Annotated in this window: 18 protein-coding genes; 12 read left to right on the top strand and 6 right to left on the bottom strand. The window is 70.6% G+C overall.

Translation table 11 applies throughout. From position 1 onward, the window contains the following. The first annotated feature begins 33 nt into the window (after nucleotides 1-33). From ACJJVL_RS11965 to paaZ, 5 genes are all read left to right on the top strand, one after another. The gene (locus ACJJVL_RS11965) at nucleotides 34-165 is read left to right on the top strand and encodes a hypothetical protein (protein ID WP_405218926.1); all 132 of its coding nucleotides are present in this window, start codon (nucleotides 34-36) and stop codon (nucleotides 163-165) included. A gap of 232 nt (nucleotides 166-397) precedes the next feature. Next, nucleotides 398-1,582, top strand: coding sequence for a thiolase family protein (locus tag ACJJVL_RS11960; RefSeq protein ID WP_405218924.1), 1,185 nt, complete (start codon nucleotides 398-400; stop codon nucleotides 1,580-1,582). Continuing rightward, nucleotides 1,579-2,316, top strand: a complete 738-nt coding sequence (locus tag ACJJVL_RS11955) for an enoyl-CoA hydratase/isomerase family protein (protein WP_405218922.1) — start codon at nucleotides 1,579-1,581, stop codon at nucleotides 2,314-2,316. Before ACJJVL_RS11960 ends, ACJJVL_RS11955 begins: the two co-directional genes overlap by 4 nt. Continuing rightward, complete coding sequence (locus ACJJVL_RS11950) at nucleotides 2,313-3,191, top strand: 3-hydroxyacyl-CoA dehydrogenase family protein (RefSeq protein ID WP_405218920.1); 879 nt, start codon at nucleotides 2,313-2,315, stop codon at nucleotides 3,189-3,191. The genes ACJJVL_RS11955 and ACJJVL_RS11950 overlap by 4 nt, the downstream gene beginning before the upstream one ends. Nucleotides 3,192-3,291: 100 nt before the next feature. Next, nucleotides 3,292-5,364, top strand: a complete 2,073-nt coding sequence (paaZ, locus tag ACJJVL_RS11945; RefSeq protein ID WP_405218918.1) for a phenylacetic acid degradation bifunctional protein PaaZ — start codon at nucleotides 3,292-3,294, stop codon at nucleotides 5,362-5,364. A gap of 284 nt (nucleotides 5,365-5,648) precedes the next feature. Here paaZ and ACJJVL_RS11940 read toward each other — a convergent pair whose 3' ends face one another. The 4 genes from ACJJVL_RS11940 to paaI form a co-directional block, all read right to left on the bottom strand. Continuing rightward, on the bottom strand, nucleotides 5,649-6,371 hold the full coding sequence (locus ACJJVL_RS11940; RefSeq protein ID WP_405218916.1) for a transglycosylase family protein: 723 nt from the start codon (nucleotides 6,369-6,371) through the stop codon (nucleotides 5,649-5,651). 230 nt (nucleotides 6,372-6,601) lie between these two features. Next, nucleotides 6,602-7,204 carry a TetR/AcrR family transcriptional regulator gene (locus ACJJVL_RS11935; RefSeq protein WP_405218914.1) on the bottom strand — a complete coding sequence of 201 codons (603 nt, stop codon included), beginning with the start codon at nucleotides 7,202-7,204 and terminating at the stop codon, nucleotides 6,602-6,604. Nucleotides 7,205-7,436: 232 nt separating this feature from the next. Continuing rightward, a complete protein-coding gene (paaK, locus tag ACJJVL_RS11930; RefSeq protein ID WP_405218912.1) occupies nucleotides 7,437-8,765 on the bottom strand; it encodes a phenylacetate--CoA ligase PaaK in 1,329 nt (442 codons plus the stop codon). 22 nt (nucleotides 8,766-8,787) lie between these two features. After that, nucleotides 8,788-9,243 (bottom strand): hydroxyphenylacetyl-CoA thioesterase PaaI, encoded by a 456-nt coding sequence (paaI, locus tag ACJJVL_RS11925; RefSeq protein ID WP_405218910.1) that lies wholly within the window; start codon nucleotides 9,241-9,243, stop codon nucleotides 8,788-8,790. A gap of 167 nt (nucleotides 9,244-9,410) precedes the next feature. Between paaI and paaA the strand changes: the two genes are divergently transcribed. From paaA to ACJJVL_RS11890, 7 genes are all read left to right on the top strand, one after another. Then, a complete protein-coding gene (gene paaA, locus ACJJVL_RS11920) occupies nucleotides 9,411-10,364 on the top strand; it encodes a 1,2-phenylacetyl-CoA epoxidase subunit PaaA (protein ID WP_405219045.1) in 954 nt (317 codons plus the stop codon). Between the two features lie 103 nt (nucleotides 10,365-10,467). Further along, nucleotides 10,468-10,773: a 1,2-phenylacetyl-CoA epoxidase subunit PaaB gene (paaB, locus tag ACJJVL_RS11915; RefSeq protein ID WP_405218909.1), complete on the top strand. Its 306-nt coding sequence runs from the start codon at nucleotides 10,468-10,470 to the stop codon at nucleotides 10,771-10,773. Nucleotides 10,774-10,931: 158 nt separating this feature from the next. Further along, nucleotides 10,932-11,723, top strand: coding sequence for a 1,2-phenylacetyl-CoA epoxidase subunit PaaC (paaC, locus tag ACJJVL_RS11910; protein ID WP_405219043.1), 792 nt, complete (start codon nucleotides 10,932-10,934; stop codon nucleotides 11,721-11,723). Continuing rightward, nucleotides 11,717-12,223: a 1,2-phenylacetyl-CoA epoxidase subunit PaaD gene (paaD, locus tag ACJJVL_RS11905; RefSeq protein ID WP_405218907.1), complete on the top strand. Its 507-nt coding sequence runs from the start codon at nucleotides 11,717-11,719 to the stop codon at nucleotides 12,221-12,223. Before paaC ends, paaD begins: the two co-directional genes overlap by 7 nt. A 25-nt stretch (nucleotides 12,224-12,248) precedes the next feature. Beyond that, on the top strand, nucleotides 12,249-13,367 hold the full coding sequence (gene paaE / locus ACJJVL_RS11900) for a 1,2-phenylacetyl-CoA epoxidase subunit PaaE (RefSeq protein WP_405219041.1): 1,119 nt from the start codon (nucleotides 12,249-12,251) through the stop codon (nucleotides 13,365-13,367). 68 nt (nucleotides 13,368-13,435) lie between these two features. Continuing rightward, nucleotides 13,436-14,209, top strand: coding sequence for an enoyl-CoA hydratase/isomerase family protein (locus ACJJVL_RS11895; RefSeq protein WP_405218904.1), 774 nt, complete (start codon nucleotides 13,436-13,438; stop codon nucleotides 14,207-14,209). 102 nt (nucleotides 14,210-14,311) lie between these two features. Beyond that, nucleotides 14,312-15,097 (top strand): DUF805 domain-containing protein, encoded by a 786-nt coding sequence (locus ACJJVL_RS11890; RefSeq protein WP_405218902.1) that lies wholly within the window; start codon nucleotides 14,312-14,314, stop codon nucleotides 15,095-15,097. A gap of 86 nt (nucleotides 15,098-15,183) precedes the next feature. On the opposite strand, the gene ACJJVL_RS11885 is transcribed toward ACJJVL_RS11890, so the two are convergent. Then, nucleotides 15,184-16,821 carry a DHA2 family efflux MFS transporter permease subunit gene (locus ACJJVL_RS11885; protein WP_405218900.1) on the bottom strand — a complete coding sequence of 546 codons (1,638 nt, stop codon included), beginning with the start codon at nucleotides 16,819-16,821 and terminating at the stop codon, nucleotides 15,184-15,186. Nucleotides 16,822-16,959: 138 nt separating this feature from the next. Continuing rightward, nucleotides 16,960-17,910, bottom strand: a complete 951-nt coding sequence (locus ACJJVL_RS11880) for an NAD(P)/FAD-dependent oxidoreductase (protein ID WP_405218898.1) — start codon at nucleotides 17,908-17,910, stop codon at nucleotides 16,960-16,962.

The raw sequence follows: 17,910 nt of genomic DNA, 5'->3' as shown, positions 1-17,910 counted from the left end.
CGATGAGTGCAGTGCTCGAGAAGGGGGCTGCAGATGGTCTGGCGTAGATGGACGGTCGATGACGAGGCCGAGGTGTTGCTGATGTACGGCCGTGGCGTGACGATCGAGGAAGTGATGACGACATCGAGCGCACCCAGCACCTGCTCAACATCCGCCCCCGCATGACCCTCGACTGGGCCACCCCAGCCGAACACCTCAACCAACTCATCCATCACCACGCACTCACCACTTGACACCGCCAAATCCGGTCGCCAGGCCAGCCGCTCGGTTCGCGAGCGCGGGCGCTGCTTGCACGGGCATCCGCAGGGGCATACTGTATTCCTGAACGATTGGTCACTAATTCGGGTTCGGCGCGAGCCGCCCGGTGATCGTCAGTGACGACGGAGTCAGGAGTTCCATGCCAGAGGCCCTTCTCGTCGGCGGCGCGCGCACGCCCGTCGGACGCTACGGCGGCGCGCTCGCCAGTGTTCGCCCCGACGACCTCGCGGCTCTCGTCATCGGAGAGGCTGTGCGGCGCGCGGGCATCGATCCGGCCACCATCGACGAGGTCATCTTCGGCGCCGCGAACCAGGCGGGCGAGGACAACCGCAATGTCGCCCGCATGGCCACCCTGCTGGCGGGTCTGCCCGACGAGGTGCCCGGCATCACGGTCAACCGACTCTGCTCCTCCGGCATGTCCGCGATCATCATGGCCTCGCAGATGATCCGCGCGGGCGACGCAGACATCGTGGTCGCCGGCGGCGTCGAGTCGATGACGCGGGCGCCCTGGGTGCAGGCGAAGCCCGAGCGGCCGTGGGCGAAGCCCGGCGAGGCGTTCGACACCTCGATCGGCTGGCGCTTCGCGAATCCGCGCCTCGTCGCTCGCGACAAGGCCACGTTCTCCATGCCCGAGACCGCCGAGGAGGTCGCGCGCGTCGACGGCATCACGCGCGAGGAGGCCGACGCCTTCGCGCTGCGCTCGCAGCAGCGTGCCGTGGCCGCGATCGACGCCGGGCGCTTCGACGACGAGATCGTCGCCGTGCCGACGAAGACGGGCGAGGTGATGGTCGATGAGGGCCCCCGCCGCGACACGACGATGGATGCCCTGGCTCGCCTCCGCCCCGTCGTGACCGGGGGATCCGTGGTCACCGCCGGCAACGCATCCAGCCTCAACGACGGCGCCTCGGCGATCGTGGTCGCGAGCGACGCAGCTGTCGAGCGGCTCGGGCTCACCCCCAGGGCGCGCGTCGTCGGCGGCACGAGCGTCGGTCTCGCCCCGGAGATCATGGGGCTCGGGCCCGTGCCGGCGACCGAGAAGCTGCTGGCCCGCACCGGGCTGCAGATCGGCGACCTGGGCGCGATCGAGCTCAACGAGGCGTTCGCGACGCAGTCGATCGGCACCATCCGCCGGCTCGGGCTCGACGACAGCGTGGTGAACGCCGACGGTGGCGCGATCGCCCTCGGCCACCCGCTCGGCTCCTCCGGATCGCGACTGGTCGTGACGCTGCTCGGCCGCATGGAGCGCGAGGGCGCCGATCGCGGCCTCGCGACCATGTGCATCGGCGTCGGCCAGGGCACGGCGATCATCCTGGAGCGCGTGTGAGCGAGACGCTGCGGATCGAGGAGCACGACACCCACGTGCTCGCGACCCTCGACCGGCCCGAGAAGCGCAACGCCATCGACCAGGAGCTCGTCGATGCGCTGCACGAGCTCTGCGCCCGTCTCGAGGTCGAGCACCGCACGCTCGTGCTCACCGGTGCAGGCGGCGCCTTCGCCGCGGGCGCCGACATCGCGCAGCTCCGCGAGCGGCGCGCCGCCGACGCGCTCGAGGGCATCAACACGCGCTGCTTCCAGCGCATCCGCGCCCTCCCCATGCCCGTGATCGCCGTGATCGACGGCTACGCCCTGGGCGGCGGCGCCGAGCTGGCCTACGCCGCAGACATCCGCATCGGCACGCCGACGCTCAAGATCGGCAATCCCGAGACCGGCCTCGGCATCATCGCCGCCGCCGGCGCCACCTGGCGGCTGCCGCAGATCGTCGGCGACGCGCGTGCCGCCGAGATCCTGCTCACCGGCCGCATCCTGGACGCCGACGAAGCCCTCGCCGCGGGCCTCGTGAGCGCCGTGCTCGAACCGGATGCCGCGCTCGAGCACGCGACCGCGCTCGCCGAGCGCATCGCGAAGCTCGATCCCGCCGCCACCCAGGCGACGAAGCGGGCCCTGCTCGCGCCCGCGAGCGCCCATCCCGAGCTCGAGCTGCAGGAGCAGTCGGTGCTGTTCGAGAGCGACGAGAAGATGCGACGCATGACCGACTTCCTCGAGAGGCGCAACCGATGAACGATCAGACGGATGCCGTGGTGGGCGCCGGCGCCCCCGAGCGCGTCGGCGTGCTCGGGGGCGGACGCATGGGCGCGGGCATCGCCCACGCGTTCGTGCTCGCTGGCAGCCAGGTCGTCGTCGTCGAGCGCGACCTTGCCGCGGCCGACGCCGCTCGCGAGCGCGTGACGCAGAGCCTGCGCAAGAGCGTCGAGCGCGGCTGGTCGGAGTCGCTCGTCGAGCTCGAGGGGCGCATCGCGGTTGCGCTCGACGTCAGCGCCTTCGACGAGAGCGACCTGGTGATCGAGGCGGTGCCCGAGGACGAGGGCCTGAAGGCCGATGCGCTGGCTCGTGTCGAGGCGGTGCTCGGCTCGCGCGCGACGCTCGCGAGCAACACCTCCTCCATCTCCATCGACCGACTGGCCGTTCGTCTCGACCGGCCAGAGCGCTTCCTGGGACTGCACTTCTTCAATCCGGTCCCCGCATCCGCGCTCGTCGAGATCGTGCTGGGCGAGGCGACCGAGCCTCAGCTCGCGAACGATGCGCGTGCGTGGGTCGAGGCGATCGGCAAGACGCCCGTGACCGTGCATGACGCCCCCGGCTTCGCCAGCTCGAGGCTGGGCGTCGCGATCGGCCTGGAGGCCATCCGCATGGTCGAGGAGGGCGTCGCGAGCCCCGGCGACATCGATGCCGCAATGGAGCTCGGCTACAAGCACCCGGTGGGGCCGCTGCGCACCACCGACATCGTCGGCCTCGACGTGCGACTCGGCATCGCCGAGCAGCTGCACCGCGACCTGGGCGACCGCTTCGCCCCGCCGCAGCTGCTGCGCGACATGGTCGCCGACGGCCGGCTCGGCAAGAAGTCCGGCCGCGGCTTCTACGACTGGACCGACTGACCGGCCGCCGCGGCGCAGCGACGCCGCCGACCCAAAGCACCGCAGAAACCACACCCCGGGCTTGCGTTGTGCATCAGCCCCGACCGAGAGCGAGCAACCGATGAGCGAGACCCGACTGCTGCCCAGCTACATCCAGGACGCCTGGTGGGAGCCCACCGACGTGAGCGACGCGACCGTCGTGCGCGACGCGAGCACCGGCGAGGAGGTCGTGCGCGTGAGCGCCACCGGCCTCGACACCGTTGCCGCCCTCGAGCACGCCCGGACGATCGGCCAGCACAGCCTCGCGCCATTGACCTTCCACCAGCGCGCGATCCTGCTCAAGCAGTTCGCCATCGCGCTCACCGAGCGCAAGCAGGAGCTCTACGACCTCAGCTACCGGTCGGGCGCCACGAAGGCAGACTCGTGGGTCGACATCGACGGCGGCATCGGCGTGCTGTTCACCTACTCGTCGAAGGGCCGGCGGGAGATGCCGCAGTCGACGGTCTACCTCGACGGCGCGGTGGAGCCGCTCTCGAAGGACGGCTCGTTCCTCGCCCGGCACATCTGCACGACGCTGCCCGGTGTCGCGGTGCAGATCAACGCATTCAACTTCCCGGTCTGGGGCTCGCTCGAGAAGCTCGCCCCCGCGTTCCTCGCCGGCATGCCGACCATCATCAAGCCCGCGACCCCCACCGGCTTCGTGGCCGAGCACATGGTGCGCATCCTCGCGGAGTCGGGGCTCTTGCCCGCCGGCGCGATCCAGATCGTCAACGGCTCCGCCCGCGACCTCCTCGACCACCTGCAGCTGGGCGACACCGTCGGCTTCACCGGCAGCGCCTCCACCGCCGATGCGCTGCGTCGCCACGACGCGGTGCAGGCCCGCGGCGTGCGCTTCACAGCCGAGACCGACTCGATCAACGCCTCGGTGCTCGGCCCGGATGCCGTCGACGGCACGCCCGAGTTCGACGCCTTCGTGCGCGGCCTCGTGACCGAGATGACCTCGAAGGCCGGGCAGAAGTGCACCGCGATCCGTCGGGCGATCGTGCCGACGGGCATGACGGATGCCGTCGCTGCGGCCGTCGAGGCGCGCATCGCCGCGAAGGTCGTGCTCGGCGACCCGCGCGGCGAGGGCGTCACGATGGGCCCGCTCGCCTCCACGGAGCAGCGCGACGAGGTGCTGCAGCAGGTCATGAAGCTGCGCGAGGGCGGCGGGCGCGTCGTGGTCGGCGGCGACGCCGGCACCGTGCGGCTGGCCGACGGCTCGATGGGCGCAGCGGAGGATGGCGCGTTCGTCGCGCCGACGCTGCTCGCGTTCACCGACGCCGAGGCGGAGGCACTGCACTCGGTCGAGGCGTTCGGCCCCGTCTCGTCGCTCGTCGAGTACGGCAGCCCGGAGCAGGCCGCAGAGCTCGTCGCGCGCGGCGGTGGCTCGCTCGTGACTTCCGTCGCATCGCACGACGGCGCGTTCGTGGGCGAGCTCACGCGGCGCATCGCGGCGCACAACGGCCGCATCCTGCTGCTCGACCGCGACGACGCGCGCGCGTCCACGGGCCATGGCTCACCGCTGCCGATGCTCGTGCACGGCGGACCGGGTCGCGCCGGCGGCGGTGAGGAGCTCGGCGGCATCCGCTCGGTGCTCCACCACATGCAGCGCACGGCCATTCAGGGCTCGCCCGCGATGCTGACGGCGGTCACGGGGGTCTGGCACGCCGGGGCTCCGGCGTCGACCGAGCCTCCGCACCCGTTCCGGAAGTCCCTCGCCGAGCTCAAGATCGGTGACCGCGTCGAGTCGGAGGCGCGCGAGATCACGCTCGACGACATCGAGCACTTCGCCGAGTTCACGGGCGACACCTTCTATGCCCACATGGATGAGGAGGCAGCGGCGGCGAACCCGTTCTTCCCGGGTCGCGTCGCGCACGGGTACCTGCTGCTGTCGTTCGCGGCCGGGCTCTTCGTGGAGCCCGCGCCGGGCCCCGTGCTCGCGAACACCGGTCTCGAGCACCTGCGGTTCATGACGCCGGTCTCCCCCGGCGACTCGATGCGGGTGACGCTCACGGCGAAGCAGATCACGCCGCGCGAGACCGACGAGTACGGCGAGGTGCGCTGGGATGCCGTGCTCACGAACCAGCACGACGAGATCGTCGCACAGTACGACCTGCTGACGTATGTGGCGAAGACGCAGCCGGACGCCTGACCGCGGGGCCGGTACCGAGTTGCCGCCTCACGGCATCCCGGGCGACGATTCGGTACCGGACACCGGGCGCCGGCGCCGGCGGCGGTGGCGACCGGTACCGAACCGCCGCCTCGACCGGCCCCAGGCGGCACATCTGTACCGGTGGCGCTCACGCCGCGAGCGGACGCGACGACTGGTGGTACGGATGTGTCGTCTCGGCGCGCGCACCGCGGCAGCTTCGTACCGAAAGCGAGCGCGCGCGACGAAGCGAGGGTCCCGCAGGACCCCCGCTTCGCGTTGCCTCGCTACTCGGCGGGGAGGATGAGCTCCGCGCCGGCCATGATGAGGTCGGGGTTCGAGAGCGTGTCCTGGTTCACGGCGTAGATGCCGAGCCAGCCGCTGTCGACCTCGAGTGCCTCTGCGATCTCGAAGAGCGTGTCGCCCGGCTCGATCGTGTAGCGCTCGTCACCCGGCTCGACATCGGGCAGCTGCAGCGTCGGAGCCTGCGCGGCAGGCGCCGGCTGGGCTGCGGGAGCGGCCGCGGCCTGCGTGGGTGCTGCCTGCACGGGAGCGGCAGCCTGGCTGCTGGAGCCCTGGCTGCTCGAGCTCGGCGCCGGCGCTGCCTGCTGCGTCTGCTGCACAGGCGTGCTGCTCGGCTCAGCCGAACCCGACGCGCCGATGCGCACGGAGCAGGTCGGCCATGCGCCCCAGCCCTGGCCGGCGAGCGTGTTCTCGGCGACGCGGATCTGCTCGGCGCGCGAGGCGTCGGCCGGGTTGCCCGAGCCGCCGTAGGCCTGCCACGTCGACAGCGAGAACTGCAGGCCGCCGTAGTAGCCGTTGCCGGTGTTGATCGACCAGTTGCCGCCGGACTCGCACTGCGCGAGCGCGTCCCACGTCGATCCGGATGCGGCGTTCGCGGTCGTCGGCACGAGCACGACGCCCGCGACGGTGGCGATGCCCGTGGCGACGATGCCGCCGAGGACTCGCTTCGAGCGACGCGTGCCGATGGTGTTGTTCTGCTTGCTCAAGATGAACTCCACAGCCCCGTCTCGCACGCGCGCTGCGCATGCGACCGCCCGACCGGAGGGTATCGATTCGATGGAACGAAGGACTCTCGGGGCGGATACGACGGCCGTCCTTCGTGGTTCAAGATCACGACTCTACAGCATTATCACGATTTGATAACAATATTGCGGCGAGCGCACGAGTGCGCGATCGCGACCGACGTCGCGTGCGAGCCCGAGCGTGCGCGCTGAGCTCAGCGCGCGATGAGCCCAGCGTCGACGTACGCCAGCACGGCATCCGCGAGCTCGTCAGGCGTGGTGCGGCCCTCGGGGCGATACCACTCGACGGTGGAGTTGACCATGCCGAAGGTGAGGCGCTCGGCGACACGGGGGTCGATGTCGCCGCGCAGCGTGCCCTCATCGCGAGCGAGCTCGAACAGCGTGCGCATCTTCGCGTCGATGGCGCGTCGTCGCTCGACGGCCGCGCGCTCGACGGCGGTGTTGCCGCGCAGGCGCAGCAGCAGGGTGACGTAGGGCTTGCGCTCGGCGAGCACGAGCACTGCCCCGCGCACGACGTAGCGGATGCGGTCCCGTACGGGTCCGGACGTCGCCTCCGGCGCGTCGAAGACATCGTCGAGCGCGTCGAGCGCCTTGCCGAGCACCACCTCGAGCATCTGCTCCTTGGAGTCGAAGTGGTGGTAGATCGCCGACTTCGACAGTCCGAGTCGCGCAGCGAGGACGCCGAGCGAGGTCGCGTCGTAGCCGCGCTCGTTGAAGGCCTCGACCACGACCTCGAGCATCGAGTCGCGGTCGTAGCCGGGGCGGCCGCGACGGGCGACGGGCTCGGTGGCGGTCATCGGACCATCATCCCAGCGTCACCGGGGCGCGACGCGTTGATGCTGCATCCCGGCCTCGTGACGCGCACGCCTCCGGCGAGCGCTCCTCGACCTACGGAGGAGCGCACCGGCCTCGTGACGCGCACGCCTCCGGCGAGCGCTCCTCGACCTACGGAGGAGCGCACCGGCCTCGTGACGCACACGCCTCCGGCGAGCGCTCCTCGACCTACGGGGCGGCGCACCTGCGCTCTCCTCACTTGTCGCGCAGGTCGTAGACGCGCTTGTACTTGCCCTCCGAGCGCGGCAGCGACCCGCATGCCACGACCTGCACCCGCACCGAGGTGCCGATCCGCTCCTTGATGCGAACGCGCAGGATGTGGGCCGCCGCCTCCGACACCTCGTGCGGCACGTGCGCGGTCGGCTCGATCTTCACGGTCAGCTCGTCCATGCGGCCAGACCGCGTGAGCTCGAGCACGAAGTGCGGCGTCAGGTGCTCGATGTCGAGCGCGATCTCCTCGATCTGCGTCGGGAACAGGTTCACGCCGCGCAGGATGATCATGTCGTCGTTGCGCCCCGTGATCTTCTCGATCCGCCGCATCGTCGCCTGCGCGCTGCCCGGCAGCAGCCGCGTGAGGTCACGGGTGCGGTAGCGGATCACCGGGAACGCCTGCTTGGTCAGCGACGTGAACACGAGCTCGCCCGTCTCGCCGTCGCCGAGCTGCTCGCCCGTGTCGCCGTCGATGACCTCCGGCAGGAAGTGGTCCTCCCAGATGGTCGGCCCGTCCTTGGTGGAGGCGAACTCGCTGCCGACGCCCGGCCCCATGACCTCCGAGAGGCCGTAGATGTCGACCGCGTCGATGCCCATCCGGCGCTCGAGCTCGAGCCGCATCTCGTTCGTCCACGGCTCCGCCCCGCAGATGGCGACCTTGATGGAGGTCTCGCGGGGGTCGAGCCCGACATCCTCGAACGCATCCGCGATCGTCAGCAGGTAGGAGGGCGTGCACATGATCGCATCCGGCTCGAAGTCGCGGATCAGCTGCACCTGCCGCGCCGTCTGCCCGCCGGAGACCGGGATCACGGTCGCGCCCAGCCGCTCGATGCCCGCGTGCGCACCCTGCCCACCGGTGAAGAGGCCGTAGCCGTAGGCGTTGTGCACCTTCATGCCAGGGCGCACGCCCGCGGCCCGCAGCGAACGAGCCACGACATCGGCCCACACGTCGAGGTCGTCCTTGGTGTAGCCGACGACCGTCGGCCGCCCGGTGGTGCCGGAGGACGCGTGGATGCGCGCGACCTGCTCCATCGGCACCGCGAACATGCCGAAGGGATACGACTCGCGCAGATCGTCCTTGGTCGTGAACGGCAGCCGCTGCAGGTCGGAGAGCTCCCGGATGTCGTCCGGGTGCACCCCGGCCTCGTCGAACTTGCGCGTGTAGGTCGGCACATTCGCGTAGGCGTGCCGCACGGTCTGCTGCAGGCGCGTCAGCTGCAGCGCGCGCAGCTCGTCGAGCGAGAGGCGCTCGCCCTCGTCCCGCAGATCCTGCGCGTCGAGAAGGTGGTCGGATGCGATGGGCTCGGTGGGCATCGTTGCTCCAGTTCCTGGCGGGTCAGGCGGGACCGCCGGCGCCCTCGGGCGCCGCGGGTGCCGTGCGGTTGGTGGTGAACGAGCGCCCGCGGAACTCCGCGACCGTCTCCCCCGTCTCGTCGACGATCGACACGTCGTAGATGCCGTTGCGACCGCTCTTCCAGCGCCGCTCGGCGGTGGCGGTGAGCGTCTGACCCGCGTGCGTCGCCTTCGCGAAGGTGATGTCGGCGCCGGACGCGACCGTGACGTGTGCATCCTCGTTGCACGCGTAGGCGAACGCGGTGTCTGCGAGCGTGAACACCAGGCCCCCGTGGGTGATGCCGAAGCCGTTCACCATCGTGTCGGTGACCGGCATCGTCAGGACCGCGCGGCCCCGCTCCAGCTCGGCGATCTCGATCCCGAAGGCGACCTTCGCGCGGTCGGTCTCGGCCATGATCGTGGCCAGCCAGGTCTCGTCCCTGGTCGTCTGCAGCGGCATGCACGCTCCATTGCGTTCGGTGTCATCCGGGCCCATTGCAGGTCCGCATCCCGCCAGTATATACTTACTGAACGTTCGGTCACTAATTCGTGCTCGGACGCGACGAGGAGGAGTCGACGATGACGCTGACGACACCAGACGCAGCCGCTCGCCATGGCGAGCACGAGATGACCGATGCAGAGCGCGACGAGGCGCAGGCACAGTTCGACGCCATCATCGAGGCTGACCAGCGCATCGAGCCCCGCGATTGGATGCCGGAGGCCTACCGCAAGACGCTCGTGCGGCAGATCTCGCAGCACGCGCACTCCGAGATCATCGGCATGCAGCCGGAGGGCAACTGGATCTCGCGCGCACCGAGCCTCAAGCGCAAGGCCATCCTGATGGCCAAGGTGCAGGACGAAGCTGGCCACGGGCTCTACCTCTACTCCGCCGCGCAGACGCTCGGCATCAGCCGCGATGAGATGACGGAGCAGCTGATCGAGTCGCGTGCCCGCTACTCCTCGATCTTCAACTACCCCACGCCCACCTGGGCAGACATGGGGGCGATCGGATGGCTCGTCGACGGCGCCGCGATCTGCAACCAGGTGCCGCTGTGCCGTGCCTCCTACGGCCCCTACGGACGCGCGATGGTGCGCATCTGCAAGGAGGAGTCGTTCCACCAGCGGCAGGGCTTCGAGATCCTGCTCGAGCTCAGCCAGGGCACGCCCGCGCAGCACCAGATGGCGCAGGACGCCGTGAACCGCTGGTACTGGCCGAGCCTGATGATGTTCGGCCCGCCCGACGACGAGTCGCCGAACTCGGCGCAGTCGATGGCGTGGAAGATCAAGCGCTTCTCGAACGACGAGCTGCGTCAGCGCTTCGTCGGCATGTGCGTGCCGCAGGCCGAGGTGCTGGGCCTCACGCTGCCCGACCCGAACCTGCGCTGGAACGAGGAGCGCGGAGCGTGGGACATGTCGGAGATCGACTGGACCGAGTTCAACGAGGTGCTGGCTGGCCGCGGCCCCGCCAACGCGCAGCGCATCCAGCACCGCCGCGACGCGCACGAGGACGGCGCGTGGGTGCGCGACGCCGCTGCGGCGTACGCCGAGAAGCAGGCCGCGCGCGACCGCATCGCCGCTTGAGACGCCTTACGACAGAGTTGTCGCGAACGGCGCGCATCCGTTGCGCAATCGCGCACTTCGTGACATATCCAGACTGACACCGAGACGAAGAAGAGGACACGAGATGGCAACACCCGGCAACGTCGCCGGCGAGGGCTGGCCGCTGTACGAGGTGTTCGTGCGCGCCAACCGCGGCCTCAGCCACGTGCACGTCGGATCGCTCCACGCGCCCGACGACGACATGGCGCTGCGCAACGCGCGCGACCTCTACACCAGGCGCAATGAAGGCGTCTCGGTGTGGGTGGCGCGCTCGACCGCGATCACCACGAGCGACCCCGATCAGAAGGGCGCCTTCTTCGAGAGCCCCGCCGGCAAGAACTACCGCCACGCGAAGTACTACGAGAAGAGCGCGGAGGTCCCCCACCTGTGAACGCGCAGCTCAACGATGCAGAGCTCGCCGCCGAGCCGCAGCCCGACGCTCCGCGCGAGCGCGCGCAGCCGAGGCAGCGCGACGCCGCCGCGGTCAACGCCGAGTACGAGGCCGAGGCGGCCGACGCGCACGGCGATGTCAGCGTCGACGAGCTCGACCTGGCGGCGGAGCTCTCCGGTGATGGTGCGGCCACGGCGAGTGACGACGTGGCGGAGTTCGCGCTGCGCCTCGGCGATGACGCTCTCATCCTCTCGCAGCGCCTCGGCTGGTGGATCTCCCGGGCCCCGGAGCTCGAGGAGGACATGGCGCTCGGCAACATCGCCCTCGACCTGCTCGGCCACGCGCGCAGCCTCCTGCACTACGCGGGCACCGCATCCGGCCGCTCCGAGGACGACCTCGCCTACTTCCGCGACGAGCCCGAGTTCCGCAGCGCCTGGCTGTTCGAGCAGCCCAACGGCGATTTCGCGCACACGATCGCGCGCGGCCTCATCGCCGCGATCTGGATGCAGGAGCTCTACACCGCGCTGTCGCAGTCGAGCGATCCGTCGCTCGCGGCCATCGCTGCGAAGTCGGTCAAGGAGGTCGCGTACCACCGCGATCACGCCGTGCAGTGGACGCTGCGGCTCGCGGGCGGCACCGAGCTGTCGCGCGAGCGGATGCTCGTGGCGCTCACCGACCTCTGGCCATACACCGACGAGCTGTTCCGCGACGACGAGCTGCACGATCGGCTCGAGGGCGTCGTGCCACGGCCATCGAGCCTGCGTGCCGGCTTCGACGAGGTCTGGAACGCGGTGCTCGCGGAGGCGGAGATCACGGAGGCCGACTTCACCAACAAGAAGATCGGGCAGTCCTCCGGCGGCGGCCGCTTCGGCACCCACTCGACGCACCTCGGGCCGCTGCTGGCCGAGATGCAGGTGCTCGCCCGCGCGCACCCGGGGGCATCGTGGTGACCCGCCAGACCGACACCACCCGCCAGCAAGAGGCCTGGCAGATCGCCGCCGCCGTCCTCGACCCCGAAGTGCCGGTGCTGACCATCGAGGATCTCGGCGTGCTGCGCGAGGTCGCGGCAGACGGCGACGACGTGCGCGTCACGCTCACCCCCACCTACTCGGGATGCCCCGCCATCGACCAGATGCGCGACGACGTGCTGCTCTCGCTCACGGCTGCGGGCTTCCGCAACGTGACCGTCGACTTCACGCTCTCCCCCGCCTGGACCACCGACTGGATGAGCGAGGCCGGCAAGGCCAAGCTCTCCGCGTACGGCATCGCCCCGCCCATGCATCGCGCCGGCGAGCGCTCCGGCCCGATCCCCGTGATGATCGGTGTGAAATGCCCCCGCTGCGGTTCGCTCCGCACCCGCGAGGTGTCGCGCTTCGGCTCGACCGCCTGCAAGAGCCACTTCGAGTGCCTGGCGTGCCTCGAGCCCTTCGACCACTTCAAGGTGCACTGACGTGGCCGCCGTGAATCTGGGGTCCATGGGCCTGGGCGTCGGGTCGTCGCGCAAGCGCGGACAGTTCCACTCGCTCGAGGTCGCGGACGTGCGACCACTCACCGCCGAATCGGTCGAGGTCACCTTCGCGGTGCCCGAGGAGCTGCACGACGCCTTCGGCTACGTCGCGGGCCAGCACCTGGCGCTGCGCGCCACCATCGACGGCCACGAGATGCGCCGCTCCTACTCGATCTGTCGCCCGCCGACGCCCGGTGCCATCTCTGTGGCGATCAAGCGCGACCTGGGCGGGCGATTCTCCACCTGGGCGAACAGCGAGCTGCAGGCCAGCGACCGCATCGACGTGATGAGCCCGCAGGGCACCTTCACCTCGGCGCTCGACGACGTCGACGGCGCCCACGTCGTCGGCATCGCCGCCGGCAGCGGCATCACACCCATGATGGCGCTGGCCCATCAGGTGCTGTCGCGCTCCGAGACATCCACGTTCTCGCTGCTGTTCTCGAATCGCTCCACGCTCGACGTGATGTTCATCGAGGAGCTCGCCGACCTCAAGGATCGCTATCCGTCGAGGCTCGCACTGCACCACGTGCTCTCGCGCGAGCAACGTGCGGCGCCCTTGATGTCGGGCCGCCTCGACCAGGAGCGGCTCCAGCGCATCTTCGCCGAGCTGATCCGACCGGAGACCGTCGACGAGTGGTTCCTGTGCGGGCCGTTCGAGCTCGTGCAGCTCTGCCGCGACGTGCTCGAGGAGGCCGGAGTCGAGGCCGACCACGTGCGCTACGAGCTGTTCACCACCGGCAAGCCGGTCGATGCCGGCGGCGACCGCGGCCGTCCCGTGCAGGTCGAGGCCGGGGAGGAGACCTGGGCGCTCGACTTCACGCTCGACGGCCAGTCCTCGCAGGTCGAGAGCCCCGTGTCGGCGCGCGAGTCGATCCTCAACGCGGCGCTGCGCGTGCGACCCGACGTGCCGTTCGCGTGCGCGGGCGGCGTCTGCGGCACCTGTCGCGCGAAGGTGGTCTCCGGCAGCGTGAGCATGACCGAGAACTACGCGCTCGAGCCCGACGAGATCGCGCGCGGCTATGTGCTCACGTGCCAGTCGCATCCGAAGGACGGCAGCGAGAAGGTCGTCGTCGACTACGACGTCTGATCCGCTCACGGTCGGCAGCGTCCGCAGGAGGCTGCTCGAGACCACTCACCGCGCAACGAAGGAGTCCCATGATCGAGCTGACCATCGACGCCGATGTCGCCGAGGTGGTGCTGCACGCACCCGAGCGGCGCAACGCAGTCGACGCATCCGCGCTGCAGGCGCTCGCGGATGCGTACACGGAGGCCGAGCGCGCCGGCGTCCGCGCGCTCCTCTTGCGAGGCGAGGGCAAGGCGTTCTGCGCTGGCCGTGACATCTCGCAGGTCGATCCGCGCACCGACGACGCGGCGGGCTTCCTGCGCGAATCGCTGCAGCCAGTGCTCGAGCAGATGGCGGCCTTCCCGGCACCGACCTTCGCGGTCGCTCATGGCGCCTGCCTCGGCATCGGGCTCGGGCTGCTGATCGCCACCGACGTCGTCTACGTCGCGGAGTCGGCGAAGCTCGGCAGCCCCTTCGCGGCGCTGGGCGCGACCCTCGACTCCGGCGGTCACGCGCTCTTCTTCGAGCGGCTCGGCGCGCACCGCACCTTCGACCTGATCTACTCCGGCCGGCTGCTGTCGGGCACCGAGGCGGTCGCCGCGGGCCTCTTCTCACAGGCGTTCCCGGATGCCGAGGTGCTGGAGGCGACGCGCGCCGCAGCCCTCCATGCGGCGAAGGGGCCGACACTGGCATTCCGCGCGACGAAGGAGATCGTCCGCGGCCTGCGCGACGAGCGGCACGGGCTGTGGCGCTCGGTCGAGGCCGAGAATGCGGCGCAGATCGAGCTCGCACAGACGGCCGACTTCCGCGAGGGCTTCGCCGCCTTCCAGCAGAAGCGCACGCCTGACTTCACCGGGCGCGCCTGAGCCGGGTCTATCCCGTGCCGGCTGCGCCGGCAATCCGTGCTGTCGGGCAGATGTGCTCGCCGAGCGGTCAGAGCATGTCCCCCAATGGGGGACAATGAGTGCATGAGCATCTCGACCGCGGTCCCCATCGGGCAGCCGCTGCACGGCGCCTCGTTCGGCCAGGCCGTCGCCCGCTTCTTCCGCGGATACGTGCACTTCTCGGGTCGCGCGAGCCGCAGCGAGTTCTGGTGGGCGATGCTGTTCACCACGCTCGTCTCGTTCGCCGTGCAGATCCCGTTCTGGATCGTCTGGGCGGTGTTCATGACGCGGGTCGTGGCAGGCGCTGCTGCGTCGAGCAACGATCCCGCGAGCATGGGCAGCATGCCGCAGGAGATCGCGGGCCTGACCGGTGGGATGTTCCTGATGGTCGGTCTCGTGCTGCTGGTCTCGCTCGCGCTGACCCTGCCCGCGATCGCCGTAATGTGGCGGCGGCTGCAGGACGCGAACTTCCACGGAGCGCTCGCGCTGCTGTCGCTCGTCGGCGTCGGCATCGTGCCGCTTGTGCTGTGCTTCTTCGAGTCGAATGCCGCGGGCCTCCGCTTCGATCCCCGCTTCGCGGGTGCGGGCCCTGCCGTCTACGTTCAGCCGCAGCCCTACGGCAGCCCGGTCGCGCAGACGTACGCCGATCCCGCCCAGCCGTACGGGGAGCAGCAGTACGGGCAGCAGTACGGACAGCCCTACCACCAGCCGCTCGGCCAGCAGCCATACGGCCAGCCGTCCGCAGAGCCCTTCGGCGCCTCAGGCTACGGTGCGTCGACGGCACAGCCCTTCGATGCGTCCGGCTACGCAGCGCCGAACGAGCAGGCCAGCAACGACCGGCCCTACAGTCAGGGCTACCCGCAGCCCTGATCGCATGGGCCTGCCTCCGTCGAGGTCTGGCACACTCGGCGCGGTCGGTCACTTCGCACGGGGTCGATCACTCCGCACGCGGCCGATCACTCCGCACGCGGCCGATCGGCCGTCTGGGGCTCGCGCGTCTGATCCTCCAACGAGGGCCGGATGCGCAGGCTCGACAGCAGGCCGATCACGAGCGCGGCGACCGCGATCCACGCGGCCAGCGACGTGCCGTCTGTCATCGCCGCACGCGCGGCATCCGCGACCACCGCGGCCTGCGGGTCGGCGGCGAGTGCCCCGATCGTGCCACCGGAGCTCGCGGTCACCGAGTCGACGAAGCCCTGCAGCTCGGGATTGATCGCGATCGCGTCGGCGAGCCGCTCCTGGGTGCCGAAGCGCAGCGTGCTGAAGAAGGCGGTGCCCAGCACCGCGATGCCCAGCGCCGAGCCCGTCTGCCGCGCCGTGCTCTGCGTGGCAGAGCCCTGACCACTGCGCTCGACCGGCACATCCGCCAGCACCACGCTGGTGAGCTGCGCGGTGGCGAGCCCGACGCCGATGCCGTAGACGAACAGTGCGGGAGACGTGAGCCACGCGGTGCTGTCAGGGCGGAGGAGGAGCGCGATCGCGGCGATCGCCACGATCTCGAGCCCCAGCCCGATGCGCACGACCACGACAGCGGAGAGTCGGCGCGAGAGCTGCGCCACGGCACCGCTGGCCAGGAACGAGCCCGCGGCGAGCGGCACCAGCGCCAGGCCCGCCTGGAACGCGGTGAAGCCGAGCACGTTCTGGAACCACAGCGGCAGCGAGAGGATGAGGCCGAACTCGCCGAAGCTCACGATGAGCGCCGTGATGTTGCCGTTAGCGAACGAGGGGATGCGGAAGAGCGACAGGTCAAGGATCACCCCCTTGCCCGCGGCCGTGCGGGCTCGCTCCAGGAGCACGAACGCGGTGAGCGCCGCGATCGCGATCAGGAACGCGAGGGGCACGGGCGAGAGCTCACCGATGCGGAACGGCGCCGCGTCCTCGGCGAACCACCAGCCGTAGCTGCGGCCCTCGATCAGCCCGAAGACGAGCGCGCCGAAGCCGATGATGGTCAGCAGCGCGCCGCCGAGGTCCAAGCGCCCCCGTGCGCTCGCCGCCTCCTTCGACTCGGCGACGAACAGCAGCACGCCGACGATGATGAGCACGCCGACGGGCACGTTGATGCCGAATGCCCAGCGCCAGCTGGCGTGCTCGATGAGCCAACCTCCGGCGAGCGGCCCGATGGCCGCCATGCCACCGATCGTTGAGCCCCAGACCGCGAACGCGATCCCCCGCTCGCGGCCGTGGAAGTTGGCGTTCAGCAGCGCGAGCGTGGTGGGGAGCACCATCGAGCCGCCGAGGCCCTGCAGCGCCCGGCCGGCGATCAGCAGCGATCCGTTCTCGGCCAGCGCGCACAGGACGCTCGCGACCACGAACACGACGATGCCGATGAGCAGCATCCGACGGCGTCCGACACTGTCGGCAAGACGCCCCCAGGTCAGCAGCAGCGCCGCGAAGATGAGTGTGTAGATCTCCTGCACCCACTGGATCTCGGTGCTCGAGATGCCGAGGTCGTCGACGATCGCGGGCACCGCGACCGAGACGATCGTCGAGTCCATGATGATGATGGCGACACCGAGGCTGATCGCGAGCAGCCCCCACCAGCGGTAGCGCACATGGCGGTCAGACCGGCCTGTCGCGGGAGCGGTGTGCGACATGAGGCTCCTTCGAACGCGGGCGCAACGCCGATACTGTACGCCTGTCGCGCAGGTCCCAGCCGAGCGATGCGGCGGACGTGAGCCGAGCCGTCACGCGGGGCCTGCGCCTCGGGCAGCCGGGCCGGCGGGAGGCAGCAATCAGTCGAGCAGCGCCACGACGCGCTGGGCGGTGCCCCATGAGAGGGTCATGCCAGAGCCACCGTGCCCGTAGGCGGCGACGACGCGCATCGCCCGGCCGGGCACCTCCTCGATGCGCAGCGTCTCGCGGCCCGGGCGCAGACCCACCGCGCGCGAGTGGATGCGAGCACCGGCGAGCGCAGGCACGAGCGCGGTGCAGCGGTCGATGATCGCCGCTTCCACGGCGGGGTCTGTCTCGAGTCCCGTCTCGCCAGGCTCGTGGGTGCCCCCGAGCACGACGCAGTCGCGGCGCGGCAGCACGTAGACGAGCCCCGCGGGGTTCTGGTCGTCGAGCACGAACTCCGAGATGCCCCGTCGCTCGACGCGCACCACCTGACCCCGGATCGGCACCACGCTCGAGTCGTCCCCGAGCAGCGTGCCGCCTCTGGCACCCGCGGCGACGATGACGGTGTCGAAGTCGTGCGCCAGCGCATCCACGTCATCGACCGCGCGACGCTCGAAGCGCACGCCGCGCGCCTCGCACTGCGCACGCAGCCACGGCAGGTACTCGGTCATGGTGGCCAGCGGCGTGATCGTGCGCAGCCCCGTCGCACCGTCGGGCAGCTCGGACGGGTCGACCTCCGACGCCTGCAGCTGGGCCGTCCAGGCGCGCTCGGGATCCCTCATCCGCTCGATGACGATGCCGCTGCGCAGATCGACGCCGGCATCCGGATGCTCGGCCGCGATGGCGACGAAGCGGCGCAGGCTCGTGCCGAGCATCGCGTCGACCGCAGCCGAGGACTCGGCCGCGTACGGGAACCACAGGGCTCCTGCCACCGCCGAGGTGGTCTCGAGCGGATCCTGGTCGTGCAGCACCGTGATGTCGCGCCCCGCGACCTCGCGCCCTGCGAGCTCGCGCGCGATCGACAGGCCGATCACGCCGGCGCCGATCACCGCGATCCGCTCGCCCAT

Source organism: Agrococcus sp. Ld7, assembly GCF_045064095.1.
Taxonomy (GTDB): Bacteria; Actinomycetota; Actinomycetes; order Actinomycetales; family Microbacteriaceae; genus Agrococcus.
This window is presented reverse-complemented; position numbering and strand designations above follow the sequence as displayed.